A 19314-nucleotide genomic window follows, 5' to 3' on the forward strand; every position below is an offset into this window, starting at 1 on the left:
CCCTTATGCACCCACACATGATCAAACTGCTGAGCCTCTCGGGTCTGACCCTCGGCCTGCTGGCGGCCAGCCAGGGCGTGCGCGCCGATGAAATCAAGGCACCGACCTTCACCGCCGAGCCGTGCTGCAGCCTGTGCCCGGCCGCCCATGACGCGAAGAACTACACCACGCGCTACCAGCAGAACTTCACCACCCTGGTGCAAGCCCAGGGCGACTGGCTGTTCCGTACCCAGGAAGATTTGCGCACCGAATTCGACACCAGCCCCGCCGGCTACAAACGCATGCAGCAGCTGCACGATGCGTTCAAGGCCAAGGGCGTGGAACTGGTGGTGGTGTACCAGCCGACCCGTGGCCTGGTGAATCGCAACAAGCTCAACCCTGAGGAAAAAGCCGCGTTCAATTTTGACAAGGCGCTGGGCAACTACAAAAGCATGCTCGGCCGTTTCGCCAAGATGGGTTATGTGGTGCCGGACCTGTCGCCGCTGACCAACGAACAGTTGCCCGATGAACTGCCGGCCCACGACTTCTACTTCCGTGGTGACCAGCACTGGACGCCATACGGCGCCCAACGCACGGCAAAAATCGTCGGCGCCAAAGTGCGGGCCATGCCCGAGTTTGCCGATATTCCCAAGCGCGAATTCGAAACCAAACGCTCAGGGCGCATGGGCAAGACCGGCACCCTGCACAACATGGCCGGGCAACTGTGCGGCACCAGCTACGCAATCCAGTACATGGACCAATTCACCACCGAGCCTAAAGGCGAAGCCGGTGACGGCGACCTGTTCGGCGATTCGGGCAACCCGCAGATCACCCTGGTGGGCACCAGCCACAGTGGCAAGAACTACAACTTCGCCGGCTTCCTGGAGCAGGAAATCGGTGCCGACATCCTTAACGTCGCCTTCCCCGGCGGCGGTCTGGAAGGCTCGATGATCCAGTACCTGGGCAGCGACGAGTTCCAGAAAACCCCGCCGAAAATCCTTATCTGGGAATTCTCGCCGTTGTACCGCCTCGACCAGGAAACCATCTACCGCCAGATGATGGCGCTGCTCGACAACGGCTGCGAAGGCAAGCCTGCGCAAATGAGCGCCAGCACCACGCTCAAACCCGGCAAGAACGAGTTGATGGTCAACAGCTCGAACAAAGACCTGCGCAACGCCAACCATCAGGTCGATATCCGCTTCGCCGACCCGTCGGTGAAAACCCTGCAAGCCACCCTCTGGTACATGAACGGGCGCCACGAGGACATCAAGATCGAGAAACCCGAAACATCCGATACAGACGGGCGTTTCGCCTTTGAACTGCGCACCGATGAAGACTGGGCCTCGCAGAACTTGCTGGCCGTGGAAGTGCAAGGCCCCGAAGCGGGCACTGCCGCGCAGAAAGTCGAAGCGAAAATTTGCACACGCAACGTGTTCTCGGCGGGTGGTCAACAGACCGCCCAGCTTGGGAAGTGAGGTTACTTATGCAGAAATTATTGATTCCAACGCTGCTGGGCCTGGCGATGTTCGCAGGTGTAGTCAACGCCGCCGCGCCACTGCGTCCACCTCAAGGCTATTTCGCCCCGGTGGAAGCGTTCAAGACCGGCGACTTCAAGAATGACTGCGACGCCATGCCGGCGCCGTACACCGGCTCGCTGCAATTTCGCAGCAAGTACGAAGGCTCGGACAAGGCCCGCGCCACCCTGAATGTGCAATCGGAAAAAGCCTTTCGTGACAGCACTGCCGACATCACCAAGCTGGAAAAAGACACCAGCAAACGCGTGATGCAGTTTATGCGCGACGGCCGCCCGGAGCAGCTGGAATGCACACTCAACTGGCTTACGAGCTGGGCCAAGGCCGATGCCTTGATGTCCAAGGACTTCAACCACACCGGCAAGTCCATGCGCAAATGGGCGCTAGGCAGCATGGCCTCGGCCTATGTACGCCTGAAGTTCTCCGACTCGCACCCGCTGGCTAATCATCAGCAGGAATCGCAATTGATCGAGGCCTGGTTCAACAAACTCGCCGATCAAGTCGTCAGCGACTGGGACAACCTGCCCCTGGATAAAACCAACAACCACTCCTACTGGGCCGCGTGGTCGGTGATGGCCACGTCCATCGCCACCAACCGTCGCGACCTGTTTGATTGGGCGGTGAAGGAATACAAGGTCGGCGCCAACCAGGTGGACGCCCAGGGCTTCTTGCCCAACGAACTGAAGCGCCAGCAACGCGCCTTGGCGTACCACAACTACGCGCTGCCGCCGCTGTCGATGATCGCCAGCTTTGCGCTGGTCAACGGTGTGGACCTGCGCCAGGAAAATAACGGCGCGCTCAAACGCCTGGGCGACAAGGTGCTGGCCGGGGTTAAAGACCCGGACATCTTCGAGCAGAAGAACGGCAAAGAGCAGGACATGAAGGACCTCAAGGAAGACATGAAATTTGCCTGGCTTGAACCCTTCTGCACCCTCTACACCTGCGCGCCGGAGGTGATCGAGCGCAAGCACGGCATGCAGCCGTTCAAGACCTTCCGCCTCGGCGGTGACCTGACCAAGGTCTACGACCCGACGCACGAAAAAGGCAACAAAGGCAGCTGATACACAGCTCCCACACTGAACGCGTACACCCTCCCAGATTCGTGGGGGGTTTGGGGGGGCCGTTGGCCCTTGACTGTTGGTTAAACATGGAGAGATCGGGATGGTTTTCTCGTCCAATGTGTTCCTGTTTCTGTTCTTGCCGATCTTTCTCGGCTTGTACTACTTGAGCGGGCAACGCTATCGCAATCTGCTGCTGCTGATTGCCAGCTACGTGTTCTACGCCTGGTGGCGAGTGGACTTCCTGGCGCTGTTCGCCGCCGTGACGCTGTGGAATTACTGGATCGGCCTCAAGGTCGGTGCCGCCGGCGTGCGCACCAAACCGGCGCAGCGCTGGCTGTTGCTCGGCGTGGCTGTCGACCTGTGCATCCTCGGCTACTTCAAGTACGCCAACTTCGGCGTCGACAGCATCAATGTGATGATGAAGTCGGCGGGCCTGGAGCCGTTCATCCTCACCCACGTGCTGTTGCCGATTGGCATCTCGTTCTACATCTTCGAGTCCATCAGCTACATCATCGACGTGTACCGTGGCGACACCCCGGCAACCCGCAACCTGATCGACTTTGCGGCGTTCGTGGCAATCTTCCCGCACCTGATTGCAGGTCCCGTGTTGCGCTTCCGTGACCTGGCCGACCAGTTCAACAACCGCACCCACACCCTCGACAAGTTCTCCGAGGGCTGCACGCGGTTCATGCAGGGTTTCATCAAGAAAGTCTTCATCGCCGACACCCTGGCGGTGGTGGCCGACCATTGCTTCGCCCTGCAAAACCCGACCACGGGCGATGCCTGGCTCGGCGCGCTGGCTTACACCGCGCAGCTGTACTTCGACTTCTCCGGCTACAGCGACATGGCCATCGGCCTGGGCTTGATGATGGGTTTCCGCTTCATGGAAAACTTCAAGCAGCCGTACATCAGCCAGTCGATCACCGAGTTCTGGCGGCGCTGGCACATCAGCCTGTCCACTTGGCTGCGTGACTACCTGTACATCACCCTGGGCGGCAACCGTAAAGGCACGCTGATCACCTATCGCAACCTGTTCCTGACCATGCTGCTCGGTGGCCTGTGGCATGGCGCAAACATCACCTACATCGTGTGGGGCGCGTGGCACGGCATGTGGTTGGCGATTGAAAAAGCCATCGGCCTGAATACCGCGCCACGCAGTTTCAATCTGCTGCGCTGGGCCTTCACCTTCCTGCTGGTGGTGATGGGCTGGGTGATCTTCCGCGCCGAAAACCTGCACGTCGCCGGGCGTATGTACGGCGCGATGTTCAGCTTTGGTGAGTGGTCGTTGTCAGAACTCAACCGTGCCAGCCTCACCGGCCTGCAAGTGGCGACCCTGGTGGTGGCCTACGCAACACTGGCGTTCTTTGGCCTGCGCGATTTCTACAACAATCGCCCTGCCGAAAAAGCCAAACCCGCCGACCCGAGCCTGATCAAGGCAGTACCGGGCGACAACCCAGGCAGCATCCACCAGCCCGGTTTCAGCGTGGGCCAGGACGCCGCCGTGCAACCGGCCTACTGGACCGCTGACTGGCCACGCTACGCCATGCGCGCCACCGTACTGCTGCTGTTCGTGGCGTCGATTCTGAAACTGTCGGCGCAGAGCTTCTCGCCGTTCCTTTACTTCCAATTTTGAGGGAGCCGACCATGACCCGTTCATTTCGCGTCCTCTATATCACGCTGTTCCTGCTGGTGCTGCTGGCCTTGGGCGCCTGGTCGCTGCGCAGCTTCTTCGGCTTCAGCACCAACGCCGACGCCACCGTGCTCAACGGCCGCTGGACCAAGGCCGTCGAGACCCACTACGACGATGAGTTCCCGATCAAGCGCCTGGGCACCAACCTCTGGGCGGCGCTGGACTACAAGCTGTTCAATGAAGGCCGCCCCGGCGTGGTGCTGGGCCGCGACCACTGGTTGTACAGCGACGAGGAATTCAACCCCATCGTCAACGAAGACCAGAACCTGCAAGGCAACTACGCGCTGGTCGAAGGCGTGCGCCAAAAACTCAAGGCCCAGGGCATCCAACTGGTGATGGCGATCGTGCCGGCCAAGGTGCGCTTGTACCCGGAACACCTGGGTAAAGTGAAACCGGCGAGCATCCACGCCAACCTGTACGAGGACTTCCACGCCCGTGTGGCGGCCGACAAGATCATTGCCCCTGACCTGCTTGGCCCGCTGCAACAGGCCAAGCTAAGCGGCACGCAAGTGTTCCTGCGCACCGATACCCACTGGACCCCGGACGGCGCGGAAATCGCTGCCAAACAATTGGCCAAGACCATTGCCGACAAGACGCCGCTGAGCGGTGAGCCACAGCGTTTTGTCACCGAAGCCGAAAAAACCGAACCGCACAAAGGCGACCTGCGCCTGTTCCTGCCGCTGGACCCACTGTTTGAAAACCTGATGCCGCCTAAAGAGCCGCTGCAAAAACGCGTCACGCACCTGGCGGAAAACAAAGGCGACGACGCCCTGTTCAGCGACAGCGAAACCCCAGTGGCCCTGGTGGGCACCAGCTACAGCGCCAACCCCAACTGGAACTTCGTCGGCGCGCTCAAGCAAGCCTTGCACAGCGACGTCATCAACTACTCCGAAGACGGCCACGGCCCGATCCTGCCGATGCTCAGCTACCTGAAAAGCGATGACTTCAAGAACAGCCCGCCCCAAGTGCTGATCTGGGAGTTTCCGGAACGTTATCTGCCCGTCAACAACGAAATCGGTGATGCCGACCCGCAGTGGGTTGCGCAGCTTAAACAAGCCGGTTCGCGCCAACAGAACATGGCAATCAACACCTTCAAAAAATCCGAGACGCCCGACCGGGCGCAAAACTGAAAGAGAGGTAACTCACATGACTTTCACTACTACTCCGCGTCGTCTCGCCAAGACCCTGGCCATCGCTGCCGGCTTGAGCTTCGTATCGATGTCCGCCTTCGCCGGGGGCGACGCCGCCCTCTACGGCCCGACGGCACCAAAAGGCTCCAGCTTCGTGCGGATCTACAACGCATCGAACCAGGAAGTCAGCGCCACCGTCGGCGCCACCAACCTGAGCGACGTTGCGCCGCTGGCCAGCAGTGATTTCAGCTTCATGCCCGGCGGCGACTACAGCGCCAAGGTCGGCAGCCAGACCGTGCCGGTCAAACTTGCCGCTGACCACTACTACACCCTGGTTAACAGCGGCAGCGGCCAGCCACAGCTGATCGAAGAGCCGCCGTTCAAGAACAAGCAGAAATCCCTGGTGCGTGTGCAGAACCTCAGCGACAAGGCCCTGACCCTGAAAACCGCCGACGGCAAGACCGACGTGGTCAAGTCGGTGGCTGCCAAGGGCCGTGGCGAGCGCGAAATCAACCCGGTGAAAGTCAGCCTGGCGTTGTACGACGGTGACAAGAAAGTCGGCGATGTGAAGCCGGTGGCTTTGGAACGGGGTGAAGCGGCGGTGCTGTACGTGACCGGCTCGGGTTCGAGCATTTCGCCAGTGTGGGTGAAACGCCCAGTGTCGACCCGCTGATGATTTCCCTGAGTTGACACGCCCCTTGTGGGAGCTGGCTTGCCTGCGATGGCAGTCTTGAAGGCGCCATCGCAGGCAAGCCAGCTCCCACACTGTGCGCGTTTCGACTCAGGACCGAGACAAAAACAAGAGTGAAACGACAAACCTTCGTAGCTCTGACCCAAATCGATTCAAGGAGAAACACCCATGATCCCAGTAATCCTTTCCGGTGGTAGCGGCTCACGTCTTTGGCCGCTTTCCCGCAAACAGTTCCCCAAGCAATTCCTGGCCTTGACCGGCGAACACACACTGTTCCAGCAAACCCTGGAGCGCCTGGTGTTCGAAGGCATGGACGCCCCGATCGTGGTCTGCAACAAGGACCACCGCTTCATCGTCAACGAGCAACTGAGCACGCGTAAGCTCGAATGCCAACGCATCCTGATGGAGCCGTTCGGCCGCAACACCGCGCCGGCCGTGGCCCTGACTGCGATGATGCTGGTCAACGAAGGCCGCGACGAGCTGATGCTGGTGCTGCCCGCCGACCACGTGATCGACGACCAGAAAGCCCTGCAACGCGCCCTGGCCCTGGCCACCGTGGCGGCCGAGCGTGGCGAGATGGTGCTGTTCGGCGTGCCGGCAACCCGCCCGGAAACCGGTTACGGCTACATCAAGTCCAGCAACGATTCGCTGCTGCCCGAAGGCGTCAGCCGCGTGCAACAGTTCGTGGAAAAACCCGATGAAAAACGCGCCGTCGAGTTCGTCAAAAGCGGCGGCTACTTCTGGAACAGCGGCATGTTCCTGTTCCGCGCCAGCCGTTTTCTTGAAGAGCTGAAAAAACACGACCCGGACATCTACGACACCTGCGTGCTGACCCTGGAGCGCAGCGAGCAGGATGCCGACACCGTGACCTTCGACGAATCTACCTTCGCCTGCTGCCCGGACAACTCCATCGACTACGCGGTGATGGAAAAAACCCAGCGCGCCTGCGTGGTGCCGTTGAGTGCCGGTTGGAGCGACGTGGGTTGCTGGGCCTCGTTGTGGGCGGTCAATGACAAAGACGTCAATGGCAACGTCAGCAAAGGCGACGTGGTCATCCAGGACAGCCGCAACTGCATGATCCACGGCAACGGCAAGCTGGTGTCGGTGATCGGCCTGGACAATATCGTGGTGGTGGAAACCAAGGACGCGATGATGATTGCCCACAAGGACAAGGTCCAGGGCGTCAAGCAGATGGTCTCCACCCTCAACGACCAGGGCCGCAGCGAAACCCAGAACCACTGCGAAGTCTACCGCCCGTGGGGTTCCTACGACTCGGTGGACATGGGCGGGCGCTTCCAGGTCAAGCACATCTCGGTCAAGCCGGGCGCGTGCCTGTCGCTGCAGATGCACCACCACCGCGCCGAACACTGGATCGTGGTCAGCGGCACGGCCGAAGTCACTTGTGACGACAACGTGTTCCTGCTCTGCGAGAACCAGTCCACCTACATCCCGATCGCCTCGGTGCACCGCCTGCGTAACCCGGGCAAGATCCCGTTGGAGATCATCGAAGTGCAATCGGGCAGCTACCTGGGCGAAGACGATATCGAGCGCTTTGAAGATATCTACGGTCGCTCGACGCCGGTTGAACGTGGCGTTTCGGTGAAAACTATCGCGCAGTAACACGGTCGTACAAGAAGCCCTCATCCAGCCCGTTGCGTCCCCTATCCGCAGTGGGCTGGGTGGGGGCTTTTTCTTGGGTTTTGCAGTGACCGTAAGGGCCTCATCGCAGGCAAGCCAGCTCCCACAGTTGGACCGGGTATGCCCTTCGAATGCAGTCGAATGTGGGAGCTGGCTTGCCTGCGATGGCGTCCGAAAGCATCCCGCCAGCATTGACCCTTGGCTCCATCCTGCCTATCCTCGCGCCTGTCACGACTCATTCGTGATGAGGTTTGACGGCCTCGCGAACTCATAGGATCCCATTTTCATCAGGAGATCCACCATGTCCAAACAAACCACCCGCCCCACCCCCTTCGGCCCCAGCGACCGCAGTGAAGAACCTCTTTTTTGCGTACAACCCGGCATTCCCATCGAACATGCACTGGAACATGCCAGCTATGTTTTAGGCACCGCGCGCGTGCTCACCTTGGCAGCTCAAGACTTGCGCACCGAACACCAGAGCTACCTGAATTGGGCCAGCCTGCAGTTAGCCGAAACCGGTTTGGCATTGGTTGAGGCTTCCATCGAAGGCTTGCAGGCGGATTCTTCTGCTCAGTAAGCAATTCATCGGGAGCAAGCCCCCTCCCGCCGTTGGCCGTATTTCAAAGCAGGGACGCGGTTAAATGCGGGAGGGGCCGTAGAGGCTACGCAGTGAATGGCGTTTGCCCGTGGGTAATGATTCGACTCACCGGCTCACCATCGACTCTGTACTTCAAGGGCAGGGCGTATGTCGTCTCCACATAAAAAATATGTGGGTTATCGGTTTTCATGACCGTCAGCCCCGAGGTATTGACCTCGTAGTAATGCGTCATCTTATCCAATTGGTTGCCATGTCGCCGGCGCCCAAAAATAGTCGTGGAAATCTCTTTGGTTGCCGCATCATCAGGCGCCAGATCCGTAAAGTAATGCCTGGCTCGCCCGCCCGGTAACGGCTTGCCATCCACGTTAAGCACCGAGGACTGCAGATGCCAATCGCTGTTGATTGCGGCATGAGACTTTGCCCCGGTGTAATGGTAGAAACGGTTCTCGCCTGTGACGGGAGGGTCCATCAGCGCTTTTTCACCCGGGAAAGCTTCAGGCACCTTGGGTCGTTTAAAGGCCGGCTGACTGCCGGTTACCCCCACGCCTGCGGATGAACCAGAGCCGGCTTGCCCGGCAGGACGTTTTTGCGGCTGAGGCCTGATTCCACCTGGGCCATGCAGTGTTTCGGGCTTGACGCCTCCCAGCAGGCTGTTCAGTCGCCATTCGCCGGTGCCTGTTGGCTGGAGGAACATCACCGTTTTCTGGGTGACAGGATCAATAACCCGAACCTGGCCGCCCGCAACTTTATAGTTCCGGCTGATTTCAAATACTCGGCTGGTGGCTGTGCCATCGGTGAAACGAACATAGTGCTGATCACCGACTTGGTAAGTGCCATCCCCTTTTATATTCCGGCCCTCAAGCAGGCTATCAGGCAGTGAGTGAGCACTGTAGTCGGGCAGTTGGCGACCGGTACCGGCGATGTCGGATACCGTGTTCGCTACCTTCCCAGACACGCCAACATTGACAGACTGCTCCTGCAATATTTGCTTCAGCTCCCTGAAACTACTTTTCAACACTGTCTTCCCGCCCCTTGCCAGCCCCACTGCCAGGTCTCCCAGACCATCGGTGGGGTTCAAGCCACTGGCAACTGAGCGCAAAACCGTATCGGACACCTTGAACGCCCGTGTTCCGAGCTTTTCACCCAACTTGCCCAACGCCTTGCTCGCCTGCCCCAGCCCTTTGCCGAATGGCAGGATGAAACCAAAGATATCCAGCGCAAAGTCCTTGATGGCCGCGCCGGTATTGCCCTTGACTGCGTTTTCGATGGCATTTTTAAACGGAATCAATCCGGTCACAAAATCATGCGCGGCCTTGATGCCGGCCTCTTCCTTTTCCACCTCGGTCACGCCTTTGGCGCCTGCCTTTATGGCATCGCGATCATGTAACAGGTGGTCGGCGATCACCTTGGCGATCGTGTCGAACCGAGCATTCACGGAAACCGCGGAACTGGCGTCCTGCCCTTGCCTGGGCTCAGGCAAATAAGGCGCGTTGAGCTGCTGAGTCAACAGCCCCGTCGAAACCTTGCCGGCCTGTGGCGGGGTGCCGTTTTCATAGGCCTCATAATCGACCGGAACACTGACCCCTTTAGCCTGAGTCGTGGCGTAGGTTTGAGCGTTGGCCACTCGTGGAGGGGGGTTAGGCAGATACCGGGGCAGGTCGTCGCGACGGCGGATGACGCCTTGCAGGGGGAACACTTCGTAGTACACATGGCGCAGGTTTTTAACGTCCCGGTCACTGCCGTTTTTGTCGACTTTGGTCAGCACCCGCATCAACAGTCCGTAACGCGCCTTGGCCGCTTGTGCCTGTTCCGGGCTCTCCGTCTCCTCAGCCTGCGCAACACCGGCTTTGCGTAGAGAAAAAAACTCGACCTTACCCGACGCGATGGTGTGTCTGTCTTGCGCAGACAGCTGCAATAGTTGGTGTCTGGAGGTGGTTGTCACGCCCTCCTTCAAGTTGTTGAAGTAGCTATCGAACTGGCTGTCGAATGCCTGGTTGACATCAGGAAGCGGCTTGACCCGGGTGAAACGGTTACCTAACTGAAAATCGTACCGCTGCCCTCTTGGGATACGGTCCATCTTTCCTGACATGTAGATATCCAGTAACGAGTGGTACTGGCTTTCACTGGCATCGATGTTGGCAATGCTGATATTACGCACATCAAATGAGTGATCGGCCCCATAGGCCTCTTTCAGGTTTTCAACTGCGATGTTCTCGCGGGTGGGCATGGCAGCGCTTATCTGCTCATGGGCTTTTTTCAATGAGGAGAGTTCCTCATTGAAGGCGTCGCGTAACCCGACCACGTCTTGCGACGTATAGTCTTCATCGTCCTTACCTGCCATTTCATCCTGGGCAACGCCCCACTGAATCAACGCATTGGACTGAGCCTTGGCCTCGACAACCCCCTCGGCCTCCGAGACAGGACTGTGATTGGCCAGCCTCATGAACGTTTGAAAATCGGTGTATGTCGCAATGCCCGGCGTCCAAAACTCTTGCGCCTGCACAACCGCCGACAGCTTGGCAAAGGCCGCAGACTTAACCACCAGGTTGCTGGGCATATCTTCGGCAATGAAGGCAGGGTCAGCGCCTGCAAGCAATAAGCGCGCGGCGGCCGGTGCCAGCTCGACAGGCACCTTGCCCTGGTCCACCAGATGTTTCTCCAGGCGCGAGACGACCACCGAAGGATGGACATCTCGATTGGCTGGCTGGTAAAGGTCATACCCGGCCACGACGCCACGCTTGCTGCCGGCCTGCGGATCCAGCTCCAGCACCATTGCAGCCAACGCCCAACTTGCATCTTTGCTGGTCAGTGACGCGTCACTGTTGAGGGCCATTTCCAGCGTTTGGCCCAAGTTTCTGATCTGAGCACTGCCCAGCATGCTTTCAAGCAGCTGCGCGGCGCTCATGCCTTGAAGCGAAACCCCATGCGTCTCAAAAAAAGCAGCGAAGATGCCTTTGCCAGGCGACAGCGTGGCCATTTCGGCGGCCGCCATTTCGCTTAGCCGGGTGCGCTGACCACTGTCCAATGTGGCGGGCTGGGATAACAGCCCCCAGTAATTGCCGTGCTCAACCGGCTCAGGCAACGGCTCCTTGCACACGGCGATGAGGTTGGCCAGTTGCCCGAGATCCTTGGGGACCCGCCATTGATTTTCCCGCAGGAACCACGCCAGCGGCACATCCTCGCCCGGCGCGATTTTATAGGCGCGCCCAAAAGTAGAAACGTGATGAGCGGAAAATTTCTTCACTTCGAGCAACGCTGCAACATCCAGACTCGGATCCTCGGCGATGGCCGCCTGGATCTCTTCCAACGCCACCGTCAGGCAATAATTGGTATGAATATTCCCTGCCAATTCTTGGCGCTGACTGAGCGTCAGCGCCGAAGGCTTAGAGGTGTCGCGGGCCGGAGCGTTTTCCAGTGTGGCTCTGCGCAACCGAGGCACCCTGGGCGTTTGGGGAGCCGAAGGCGCTTGCAACGGTTCATTGCCCACCGCCGCAGGAGGTGGTTCAACCGGCAATGAAGAGGATGGCGTTATAGCCAAAAACGGTTGCTGATTGCCTGGACTGAGGGGGCGGTAAATCATCGACTCTTTCTCACATAAAAGGACTTGAAGTAGGACCTGTCGAGGCGCTCTGTTCCGACAGGCTTCGGTACTTCCTGAGTGTCGATTCCTATAAAAACCGCTAAAAAAACTTGTTTGATCATGTGTTCAATGCAGCGCACAGACCCTGTCTCTGCCCGTAGATAGTCAACCCGGCCCAGCCACAGGTACGATGGTCTATCCCTTCGCGAGGTCATCATCATGTTCTTCGGCGTTCTACTGATCATCACCTGGCTGATCCTGCTGCTGCGCTACCCCGCCAAAGCCTTGCCGGTATCGCTGGCCGCCGCCGTCGGCCTGGGTTTTGTCGCCATCTGGGTGGTGTGGCTGGACAGCCGCGAAGCCTCGCAACTGGCACGCCTGGAACTGCGCATCAGCTACGCGCCGCAGGAATGCCCGGCCGACCGACCGTTGAAACTGGTGCTGATCAACGGCAACGACGTGCCGCTCACTGAATTGCGCTGGCGCCTCGCAGCGTATGCACCGGGGGACACGGTGAACCTGGCCGATAACGTTTATGCTGCGCCGCGCTATCGCGGCCCCGGCGAATTACAGGCCGGCGCCACCTGGGACGACTGTTTACCGACGCCGCCGCTGCGCCCCGGCTACCGCCCGCAAACCCTGGAATTTCGCGCCGAGCACCTGCAAGGCAGTTTCTCGGACTGACAAAGGATTGATCCATGCCCAACGTACTCATCACCGGTTGTTCCAGTGGCATTGGCCGCGCCCTGGCTGACGCATTTAAATCCGCCGGTTTCGACGTGTGGGCCAGCGCCCGCCGCGAAGCGGACGTCGCCGCCCTCGCTGCTGCCGGCTTCAATGCCGTGCTGCTGGACGTCAACGACAGCGCGGCCTTGCAGCGCCTGGCCGAACAACTCGGCGAACTGGACGTGTTGATCAACAATGCCGGCTACGGCGCCATGGGGCCGCTGCTCGACGGCGGCACCAAAGCCATGCAGCGCCAGTTCGAGACCAATGTGTTTTCCATCGTCGGCGTCACCCAGGCGCTGTTTCCCGCGCTGCGGCGCAGTAAAGGGCTGGTGGTGAATATCGGCAGCGTTTCGGGTGTGCTGGTCACGCCGTTTGCCGGTGCGTACTGCGCCTCGAAAGCGGCGGTGCATGCCTTGAGCGATGCATTGCGTATGGAACTGGCGCCGTTTGGCGTGCGCGTGCTGGAAGTACAGCCGGGAGCAATCAATACAAGCTTCGCGAAAAACGCCGGCGCCCAGGCTGAGCTGCTGATCAACGAACAATCGCCCTGGTGGCCGTTGCGTGAAGGTATTCGTGCGCGCTCCCAGGCTTCGCAGGGCAACCCGACTTCGGCCGAGCAGTTTGCAGCTCAAGTGCTTAAGGCTGTGCAACACCCAACACCGCCACGGATGTTGCGTGCGGGCAATGGCAGCCGAGCGTTGCCGTTGATGGCGGCGCTGTTGCCAAAAGGGTTGCTGGAGAAAGTCCTGAAGAAGCGGTTCGGACTCTCTGGCTCACTCTAGCCCTTCATAAAATCAATAAACGCCCGCACCTTCAGCGGCAAATGCCGTGTATCCGGGTACATCGCGTAAATCCCTTGCGCCGCGAAGCGATGGTCCGCCAGTAAGCGCACCAACCGCCCCGCGTCCAGATCACCCTGCACCAGCCATTGCGGCAGCACCGCCACACCATGCCCACGCACGGCAAAAGCCTGGAGCACAGACGCACTGTCGGCCACCAGCGCCGCAGGGCCGGAACGGTATTGATGCTCGCCGCCGGCCGGGTCGGTCAGGCTCAGCTCCGTCAAACGGCCATGGCCTAACTTGGGCACGCGCTCCAACGCATCCAGGGTTTGCACCTCGGCAAACTCAGGCGCGGCGACAGCAAACACCTCAAAGGTCGACAGCTGCACCGCCCGGTGATTGGAGTCGAGCAGTCGCCCCAACCGAATCGCCACGTCAAAGCGTTCGGAGATCAAATCGGCATGGGTGGAGGATGTGGATAAGTGAATGTTCAAGTCCGGGTGCAGGCGCCGAAAAGCCTCCACCGCAGGAGCAACGACTGCCAACGCGTATTCCACCGTGGTGGTGATGCGTAAGGTGCCTTTGAGCTGGGCATGTTCGGAGCGGGCTTCTTCCACCGCCAACCGAGCTTCTTCCAGCATGCGCGTGCAACGCAGGTAAAAGCGCTCACCGGCATCCGTCAGTGCCAACTGGCGGGTGCTGCGAGTTAACAGGGTCACGCCCAGTTCTGCCTCAAGGCGCTTGAGGTTGAAGCTGACCACGGCGCGGGTCTGGCCCAGCCGATCGGCGGCGGCGGTGAGCGAGCCGGCCTCGACCACGGCTTTGAAGGTGTCGAATCGGTCCAGGCTGACCATTGGCCTCGCGCTCCTTTGTCAAAATATTTTTGACAAACTAACAGTCAAATCACCGTATCCCAAACGCTGCTTGCGACCTACCCTGCCCGCTTCACTCGCAGGATCGCGTTTATGACCTACCGCTCAAAAGTCGCCTGGATCTTTTTACTCGGCTTTGCCCTGGACCTGGTGAACATGTTTGTCGCCACCGTTGCCTACCCGGACATCGCCCGCGAACTGCACGCCTCGGTCACGCAATTGGCGTGGATCAGCAACGCCTACGTACTCGGGCTGACCGTGATCATTCCGTTGAGTGTGTGGCTGGCGGCGATCATGGGCGAACGGACGCTGATCGCGGCGAGCCTGCTGTTGTTCGCGGGCGCCTCGGTGATGGTTGGCCAGGCGGGTTCCATCGAAACGCTGATTGGCTGGCGGGCGTTGCAAGGTTTGGGCGGTGGCTTGCTGATCCCCGTGGGCCAGGCCATGGCTTACCGGCACTATCCAGCGGCAGAACGCAGCCAATTGACAGCCAGCGTGATGTCGGTGGCGCTGCTGGTACCGGCATTGTCGCCGGCTTTGGGCGGGCTAATCGTCGACAGTGTGTCATGGCGCTGGATCTTCTACGCCAACCTGCCGCTGGCGTTGCTCACGTTGCTGCTGGCACTGCTGTGGATAAAACCTGATGCACCTGTAACAGTGCGCCCGGCCCTGGATGTGCGCAGTATTTTCAAACAGATCCGCAGCCCGATGCTGCGCGTGGCGATGTTGGTCTATCTGTTCATCCCCGGCATATTTATCGGCACCAGCCTGATCGCTATTCTCTACCTGCGCGGCCTGGGCTACGACGCGACACACACCGGCGCGCTGATGTTGCCGTGGGCGCTGGCGTCGGCACTGGCGATTTTCCTGAGCAAAAAACGCTTCAACCGCTACGGCCCAAAACCCTTGCTGCTGGCGGGCATGGCCCTGCAATGCATCGGCATCCTGCTGCTGACAAAACCCGAACCGGCCGTAATTATTCTGGCCTACGCGTTGATGGGCCTGGGCGGCAGCCTGTGCAGCAGCACGGCGCAGACCTTGGCGTTTCTCGACATACCCGCCGAGCGCATGGGCCACGCCAGTGCGCTGTGGAACATCAATCGACAAGTCAGCTTCTGCCTCGGCGCTGCCGCCCTCAGTGCGTTGTTGTCGGCCTTGGATTCCTTCGTCATAACCTTCACGATAGCCGCAGCCCTGACACTGCTGCCCCTTTTTGCCGTGTTGCGCCTGGATACATCCAGAGTCCGCACGCTGCTTCACCCTGCCAGCGAGCCCAGCCATGATTGATTACAACGATTTTTTTGAAGAAGTGATCCAGACCCACGTCGAGATCGAGCAATGGTTTGCCGGGGTTGCGCCTGAAGGCACCCTGGAAACCTTGCTTGCGCGCTTTTCACCCGATTTCAGCATGGTCGCACCCGCCACCGGCACGAGAGTGAATACAGCCGGGGTTAAAGCGTTGTTCACGCGCCTGGGCGGTATGCGCCCGGGGTTGAAGATCACCTTGAGCGAAATGGCCGGGATCGACCGGCACGCGCGCGGCGCCACGGTGACTTACCGCGAACACCAGATTGATGACAGCGGCACCCAGACTGACCGCCGCGCCACCGTGGTATTCGAAAAACAGGCCAGCGGCGCGCTGCTGTGGCGCCATCTGCATGAAACCTTCATCAAGGCATGACACAGCCAAAACTGTGGGAGCTGGCTTGCCTGCGATGACGGTGGGTCAGCTGAAAACAGGTCAACTGACAGCCCGCTATCGCAGGCAAGCCAGCTTCCACAGTTTAATGTTGCGTTGGGTTGACGATGACGGTGCAGGTGATCCCCGCCGCCAGCAGCACGCCTTCGGGCACTTCATCGATATGAATCCGCACCGGCACCCGCTGGGCCAGGCGCACCCAGTTGAAGGTCGGGTTCACATCGGCGATCAGCTCACGGCTCTCGGGGTTGTCGCGGTCGTAGATACCCCGCGAGATGCTTTCCACGTGGCCCTTGAGCGTCTCGCCGCTCATCAGTTGCATATCGGCTTTGTCGCCCACCTTCACATGGGGCAGCTTGGTCTCTTCGAAGAAGCCGTAGACCCAGAACGAGTTCATATCGACCACGGCCATCTTGGCCTCGCCAATACGCGCATAGTCGCCACGGTGCACATTGAGGTTGGTGACATAACCGTCCACTGCCGCCACCACCTGCGTACGTTTCAAGTTAAGTTCAGCGGCTTCCAGTTGCGCCAACGCATGCTGGTAATCGGCCAACGCCGAGTCGGCGATGTTGCTGGCGTCGTCGCGGTTTTCCCTGGAGATCACCAGCGCGTCGAGGTCGGCACGGCGGTGGGCGTTGACCTTGCGCATCTCCCAGGTAGCTTTGCGCGAAGCCACCAGCGACTGCGCCTGTTTGACGGCAATGCGGTAGTGCTCGGGGTCGATCTGCATCAGCAGGTCGCCCTTCTTCACCAACTGGTTGTCACGCACCGGTACATCCACCACTTCGCCCGTAACGTCGGCCGCCACATTGATGATGTCGGCGCGCACGCGGCCATCGCGGGTCCACGGCGTTTGCATGTAGTGCACCCACAACGTGCGGCCAATCCAGATCGCCAATGCCAATACCAGCAAGGTCGCGAGCAGGCTGAAAAACTTTTTCATCGGGGCATTCTCAACGGTAGACGGTCAGCGCGAGCGCGCCGAACAAGCAAACGAACAGGCTCAGGCGCAGCAGCGCCGGGTGCCAGAAAAAACGGTAGAGGTCGAACCCGGCCAGGAAGCGGTCCAACGCCCAGGCCAACCCTGCGGCGATAAAAAACAACAGGGTCATGGTCGGCATGTACAGGCCATGGAATGCGATTTCACGGGGCATGCGGGGCTCCTTTGAGAGCAGCCAATGGCGATTGCGGGTCTAGCAGCGAGGTGCGGATAAAGTGCAGGTAGCTTTTCACCCGGCGCAGCGCCGAGGTATCAAAATGCGGGGCGAAGGGTTCGTCGGTGGCCTGTACACGGCTGATCGCATGGTCGACAGCCACCAGTCCACGCTCCAGATTGTTCGCGCTCGGTTGCAAAAACAGCCGCACCAGCGAGCGCCCCATCACGCGGATCGCCTGGCGCCACGGCTGGGATTGGGCATACGCCGGGTGCACCGGCAAAATCGCCTGTTCCTTGCGCAGTTCGATGATCGCGTGGCCGACTTCCAGCACCACGAACATCCAGCGCAGCAAATCACGCTGCACCTGCGGCTGGCCAACGGCGAGGCCGTAGGCCTGGTGCAGCAAATCGCGGGTGCGGCTTTCAAAACTCGAGGCCAGGCCCTTGAGCTTGCCGCTGATCGCATACACAACCTGCTCGCGCAGGTCCTGCTCCAAACGGCGCCACAACCAACGGCTGTTGGGCGGCAGAATGATCGCCCCCGCCGCCGCGCACACCAGCATGCCGATGATCATGGCGATGTAGTCGTTGATAAAGGTGTAGGGGTTGTAGACCGTGAGGTTGTCCGGCACCGAGCCGGTGCTGAAAAAGATCAACAGGCCCACGCCTACCCCGGCGTATTGCGGGCGTGAGGCCAGGAACGAGCCGAAGATGATCACCGGCGCGAGCATCACGCACAGCAGCGGGAAACCGTCGATCCAGGGGAACACGAAGAACATTTCGACAAAGCCAACCAGTGCGCCGATCAAGGTGCCGCAGGCCATTTGAAAGGCCATGCGCTTGGGGTTGGGCGTGGCGGCGGACAGGCCGACGGTGGCGGCGGCAATCAGCGTCATGGTTGCGCCGCTGGGCCAGGCGGTGGCCACCCAGTAGCTGCCGAGCACAATAAGGATGAACGACGCACGAATACCCGAAGCCGCGCAGGCCAGCCAGTTGGTCTTGGGGATAAAGGTCTCGTTCCACTGCTCGCGCTCATGGCTGTGGTCGGCCAGGGAAGCGTGGGTCAGCGCGTAGTTGTGCAAGTCATCGACAAAGCGATAAAGCAGCTCGTAGGCGGTATGAAAATCCAGCTGTTCAGCTTCGCTTGGGTTGGCTTCCTGAAAGCTTGCACGCAGGGCACGCACCGTCGCGGGAAGCTCGTCTTTGTAGGCGCTGAGTTGGTTGACCAGCCGTGCGGCGTCGGGGCTGGTGAGCGCCCGACCGGAGAAGCCGTCGAGCACTTCGGCAAGGCCTTGCAGGCCGGGCTTGATCGCAGCCACCACATGATCAGCCGCGTGCGCACGTAACCGTTCGAGCAACTGGTGCAGGGCGTTGAAGCGCGTGGTGATGCTCATGAATTCGCTGTTGAGGCGGCTGAGTCGACCATTGCGCCGACGCATGTGCGGGTCTTCAAACACGGTGACGCTGCGCAGCCCTTCCAGGCCCACGGCTTCGGCGATAAAACGCACGTTGCTGGCCTCGAAACCTTCGCGCTGGCTGCGCCCACGCAGGCCGTCGGTGACGAACAGCGCGAACACACCAAAGCGCTGGTACAGGGCGTTGCGCATCGCCGCGCTGGAGGTTTGCGGCAGGATCGCGGCGCTGACCACGGTGGAGCATAAAATCCCCAGGGAAATTTCCAGCACGCGCCATACCGCCGCCATAAACGCGCCGTCCGGGTTTGCCAGCGCCGGCAAACCAACCATCGCCGCCGTATAGCCGGCCAGTACAAAGCCGTAGGCGCGAAAGTTGCGATTACGCGTGGCGCCAGCGGTGCAGATGCCCACCCAGATCGCCAACGCGCCCAGGAACAATTCGGTGTTCTGCGCAAACAAGGCAATCAACAAGACCATCACCGCCGAGCCCGCCAAGGTGCCGAGGAAGCGATAGAAACTCTTGGCAAACACCTGGCCGCTCTGCGGTTGCATCACGATAAATACGGTGATCATCGCCGTGCGCGGTTGCGGCAACTCCAGGCGCATGGCCAGCCACAACGTCAGGAACGCAGCGATCAGCACCTTGAAGATATACACCCAGGTCACGCCGTCGCTGCGGGCCCAGTCGAAAAAACCACGGCGCCACTCAAGGGAGTGCAACCAGCGCAGCGGTGCAGGCAAGGGAGTCATTACAGTCTA

At 60.1% G+C, this 19314-nt stretch carries 16 protein-coding genes; 11 read left to right on the top strand and 5 right to left on the bottom strand.

Going from position 1 to position 19314, the window contains the following annotated elements:
* The first annotated feature begins 5 nt into the window (after positions 1-5).
* The 7 genes from AB4P96_RS26725 (at position 6) to AB4P96_RS26755 (ending at position 8298) form a co-directional block, all read left to right on the top strand.
* On the top strand, positions 6-1454 hold the full coding sequence (locus tag AB4P96_RS26725; RefSeq protein ID WP_169986989.1) for an alginate O-acetyltransferase: 1449 nt from the start codon (positions 6-8) through the stop codon (positions 1452-1454).
* 8 nt (positions 1455-1462) lie between these two features.
* Complete coding sequence (locus tag AB4P96_RS26730; RefSeq protein ID WP_017135219.1) at positions 1463-2572, top strand: mannuronate-specific alginate lyase; 1110 nt, start codon at positions 1463-1465, stop codon at positions 2570-2572.
* A 100-nt stretch (positions 2573-2672) separates the two neighbouring features.
* Positions 2673-4205 (top strand): MBOAT family protein, encoded by a 1533-nt coding sequence (locus AB4P96_RS26735; RefSeq protein WP_017135220.1) that lies wholly within the window; start codon positions 2673-2675, stop codon positions 4203-4205.
* Between the two features lie 11 nt (positions 4206-4216).
* Positions 4217-5392: an alginate O-acetyltransferase gene (locus tag AB4P96_RS26740; protein WP_395600299.1), complete on the top strand. Its 1176-nt coding sequence runs from the start codon at positions 4217-4219 to the stop codon at positions 5390-5392.
* Between the two features lie 16 nt (positions 5393-5408).
* The gene (locus AB4P96_RS26745; protein ID WP_017135222.1) at positions 5409-6065 is read left to right on the top strand and encodes an alginate O-acetyltransferase AlgF; all 657 of its coding nucleotides are present in this window, start codon (positions 5409-5411) and stop codon (positions 6063-6065) included.
* 186 nt (positions 6066-6251) lie between these two features.
* Positions 6252-7703 carry a mannose-1-phosphate guanylyltransferase/mannose-6-phosphate isomerase gene (locus AB4P96_RS26750; RefSeq protein WP_017138155.1) on the top strand — a complete coding sequence of 484 codons (1452 nt, stop codon included), beginning with the start codon at positions 6252-6254 and terminating at the stop codon, positions 7701-7703.
* A 319-nt stretch (positions 7704-8022) separates the two neighbouring features.
* Entirely contained in the window at positions 8023-8298 is a 276-nt protein-coding gene (locus AB4P96_RS26755; RefSeq protein ID WP_395600300.1) for a DUF3077 domain-containing protein, read from the top strand.
* A gap of 85 nt (positions 8299-8383) precedes the next feature.
* Here AB4P96_RS26755 and AB4P96_RS26760 read toward each other — a convergent pair whose 3' ends face one another.
* Positions 8384-11899 carry a hypothetical protein gene (locus tag AB4P96_RS26760; RefSeq protein ID WP_395600301.1) on the bottom strand — a complete coding sequence of 1172 codons (3516 nt, stop codon included), beginning with the start codon at positions 11897-11899 and terminating at the stop codon, positions 8384-8386.
* 219 nt (positions 11900-12118) lie between these two features.
* Between AB4P96_RS26760 and AB4P96_RS26765 the strand changes: the two genes are divergently transcribed.
* The gene (locus tag AB4P96_RS26765; protein ID WP_069786112.1) at positions 12119-12583 is read left to right on the top strand and encodes a multidrug transporter; all 465 of its coding nucleotides are present in this window, start codon (positions 12119-12121) and stop codon (positions 12581-12583) included.
* A gap of 14 nt (positions 12584-12597) precedes the next feature.
* Positions 12598-13410 carry an SDR family oxidoreductase gene (locus AB4P96_RS26770; protein ID WP_099548418.1) on the top strand — a complete coding sequence of 271 codons (813 nt, stop codon included), beginning with the start codon at positions 12598-12600 and terminating at the stop codon, positions 13408-13410.
* Here the strand turns inward: AB4P96_RS26770 and AB4P96_RS26775 are convergent.
* Positions 13407-14264: a LysR family transcriptional regulator gene (locus tag AB4P96_RS26775; protein ID WP_395600302.1), complete on the bottom strand. Its 858-nt coding sequence runs from the start codon at positions 14262-14264 to the stop codon at positions 13407-13409. The genes AB4P96_RS26770 and AB4P96_RS26775 overlap by 4 nt on opposite strands.
* A 111-nt stretch (positions 14265-14375) precedes the next feature.
* On the opposite strand from AB4P96_RS26775, the gene AB4P96_RS26780 reads away from it, so the two are divergent.
* Together AB4P96_RS26780 and AB4P96_RS26785 are read left to right on the top strand one after the other, a co-directional pair.
* Entirely contained in the window at positions 14376-15569 is a 1194-nt protein-coding gene (locus AB4P96_RS26780) for an MFS transporter (protein WP_138452324.1), read from the top strand.
* A complete protein-coding gene (locus AB4P96_RS26785) occupies positions 15562-15963 on the top strand; it encodes a nuclear transport factor 2 family protein (RefSeq protein WP_017138162.1) in 402 nt (133 codons plus the stop codon). The genes AB4P96_RS26780 and AB4P96_RS26785 overlap by 8 nt, the downstream gene beginning before the upstream one ends.
* A gap of 103 nt (positions 15964-16066) precedes the next feature.
* Here AB4P96_RS26785 and AB4P96_RS26790 read toward each other — a convergent pair whose 3' ends face one another.
* From AB4P96_RS26790 to AB4P96_RS26800, 3 genes are read right to left on the bottom strand one after another with little or no spacing between them, the layout of a single operon-like run.
* Positions 16067-16927, bottom strand: coding sequence for an efflux RND transporter periplasmic adaptor subunit (locus AB4P96_RS26790; protein ID WP_395600303.1), 861 nt, complete (start codon positions 16925-16927; stop codon positions 16067-16069).
* A gap of 10 nt (positions 16928-16937) precedes the next feature.
* The gene (locus AB4P96_RS26795) at positions 16938-17138 is read right to left on the bottom strand and encodes a DUF1656 domain-containing protein (protein WP_017138164.1); all 201 of its coding nucleotides are present in this window, start codon (positions 17136-17138) and stop codon (positions 16938-16940) included.
* A complete protein-coding gene (locus AB4P96_RS26800) occupies positions 17128-19305 on the bottom strand; it encodes an FUSC family protein (protein WP_169986930.1) in 2178 nt (725 codons plus the stop codon). Before AB4P96_RS26800 ends, AB4P96_RS26795 begins: the two co-directional genes overlap by 11 nt.
* Positions 19306-19314: the final 9 nt, after the last annotated feature.

Source organism: Pseudomonas sp. B19125, from assembly GCF_044218855.1.
Taxonomy (GTDB): domain Bacteria; phylum Pseudomonadota; class Gammaproteobacteria; order Pseudomonadales; family Pseudomonadaceae; genus Aquipseudomonas; species Aquipseudomonas edaphica.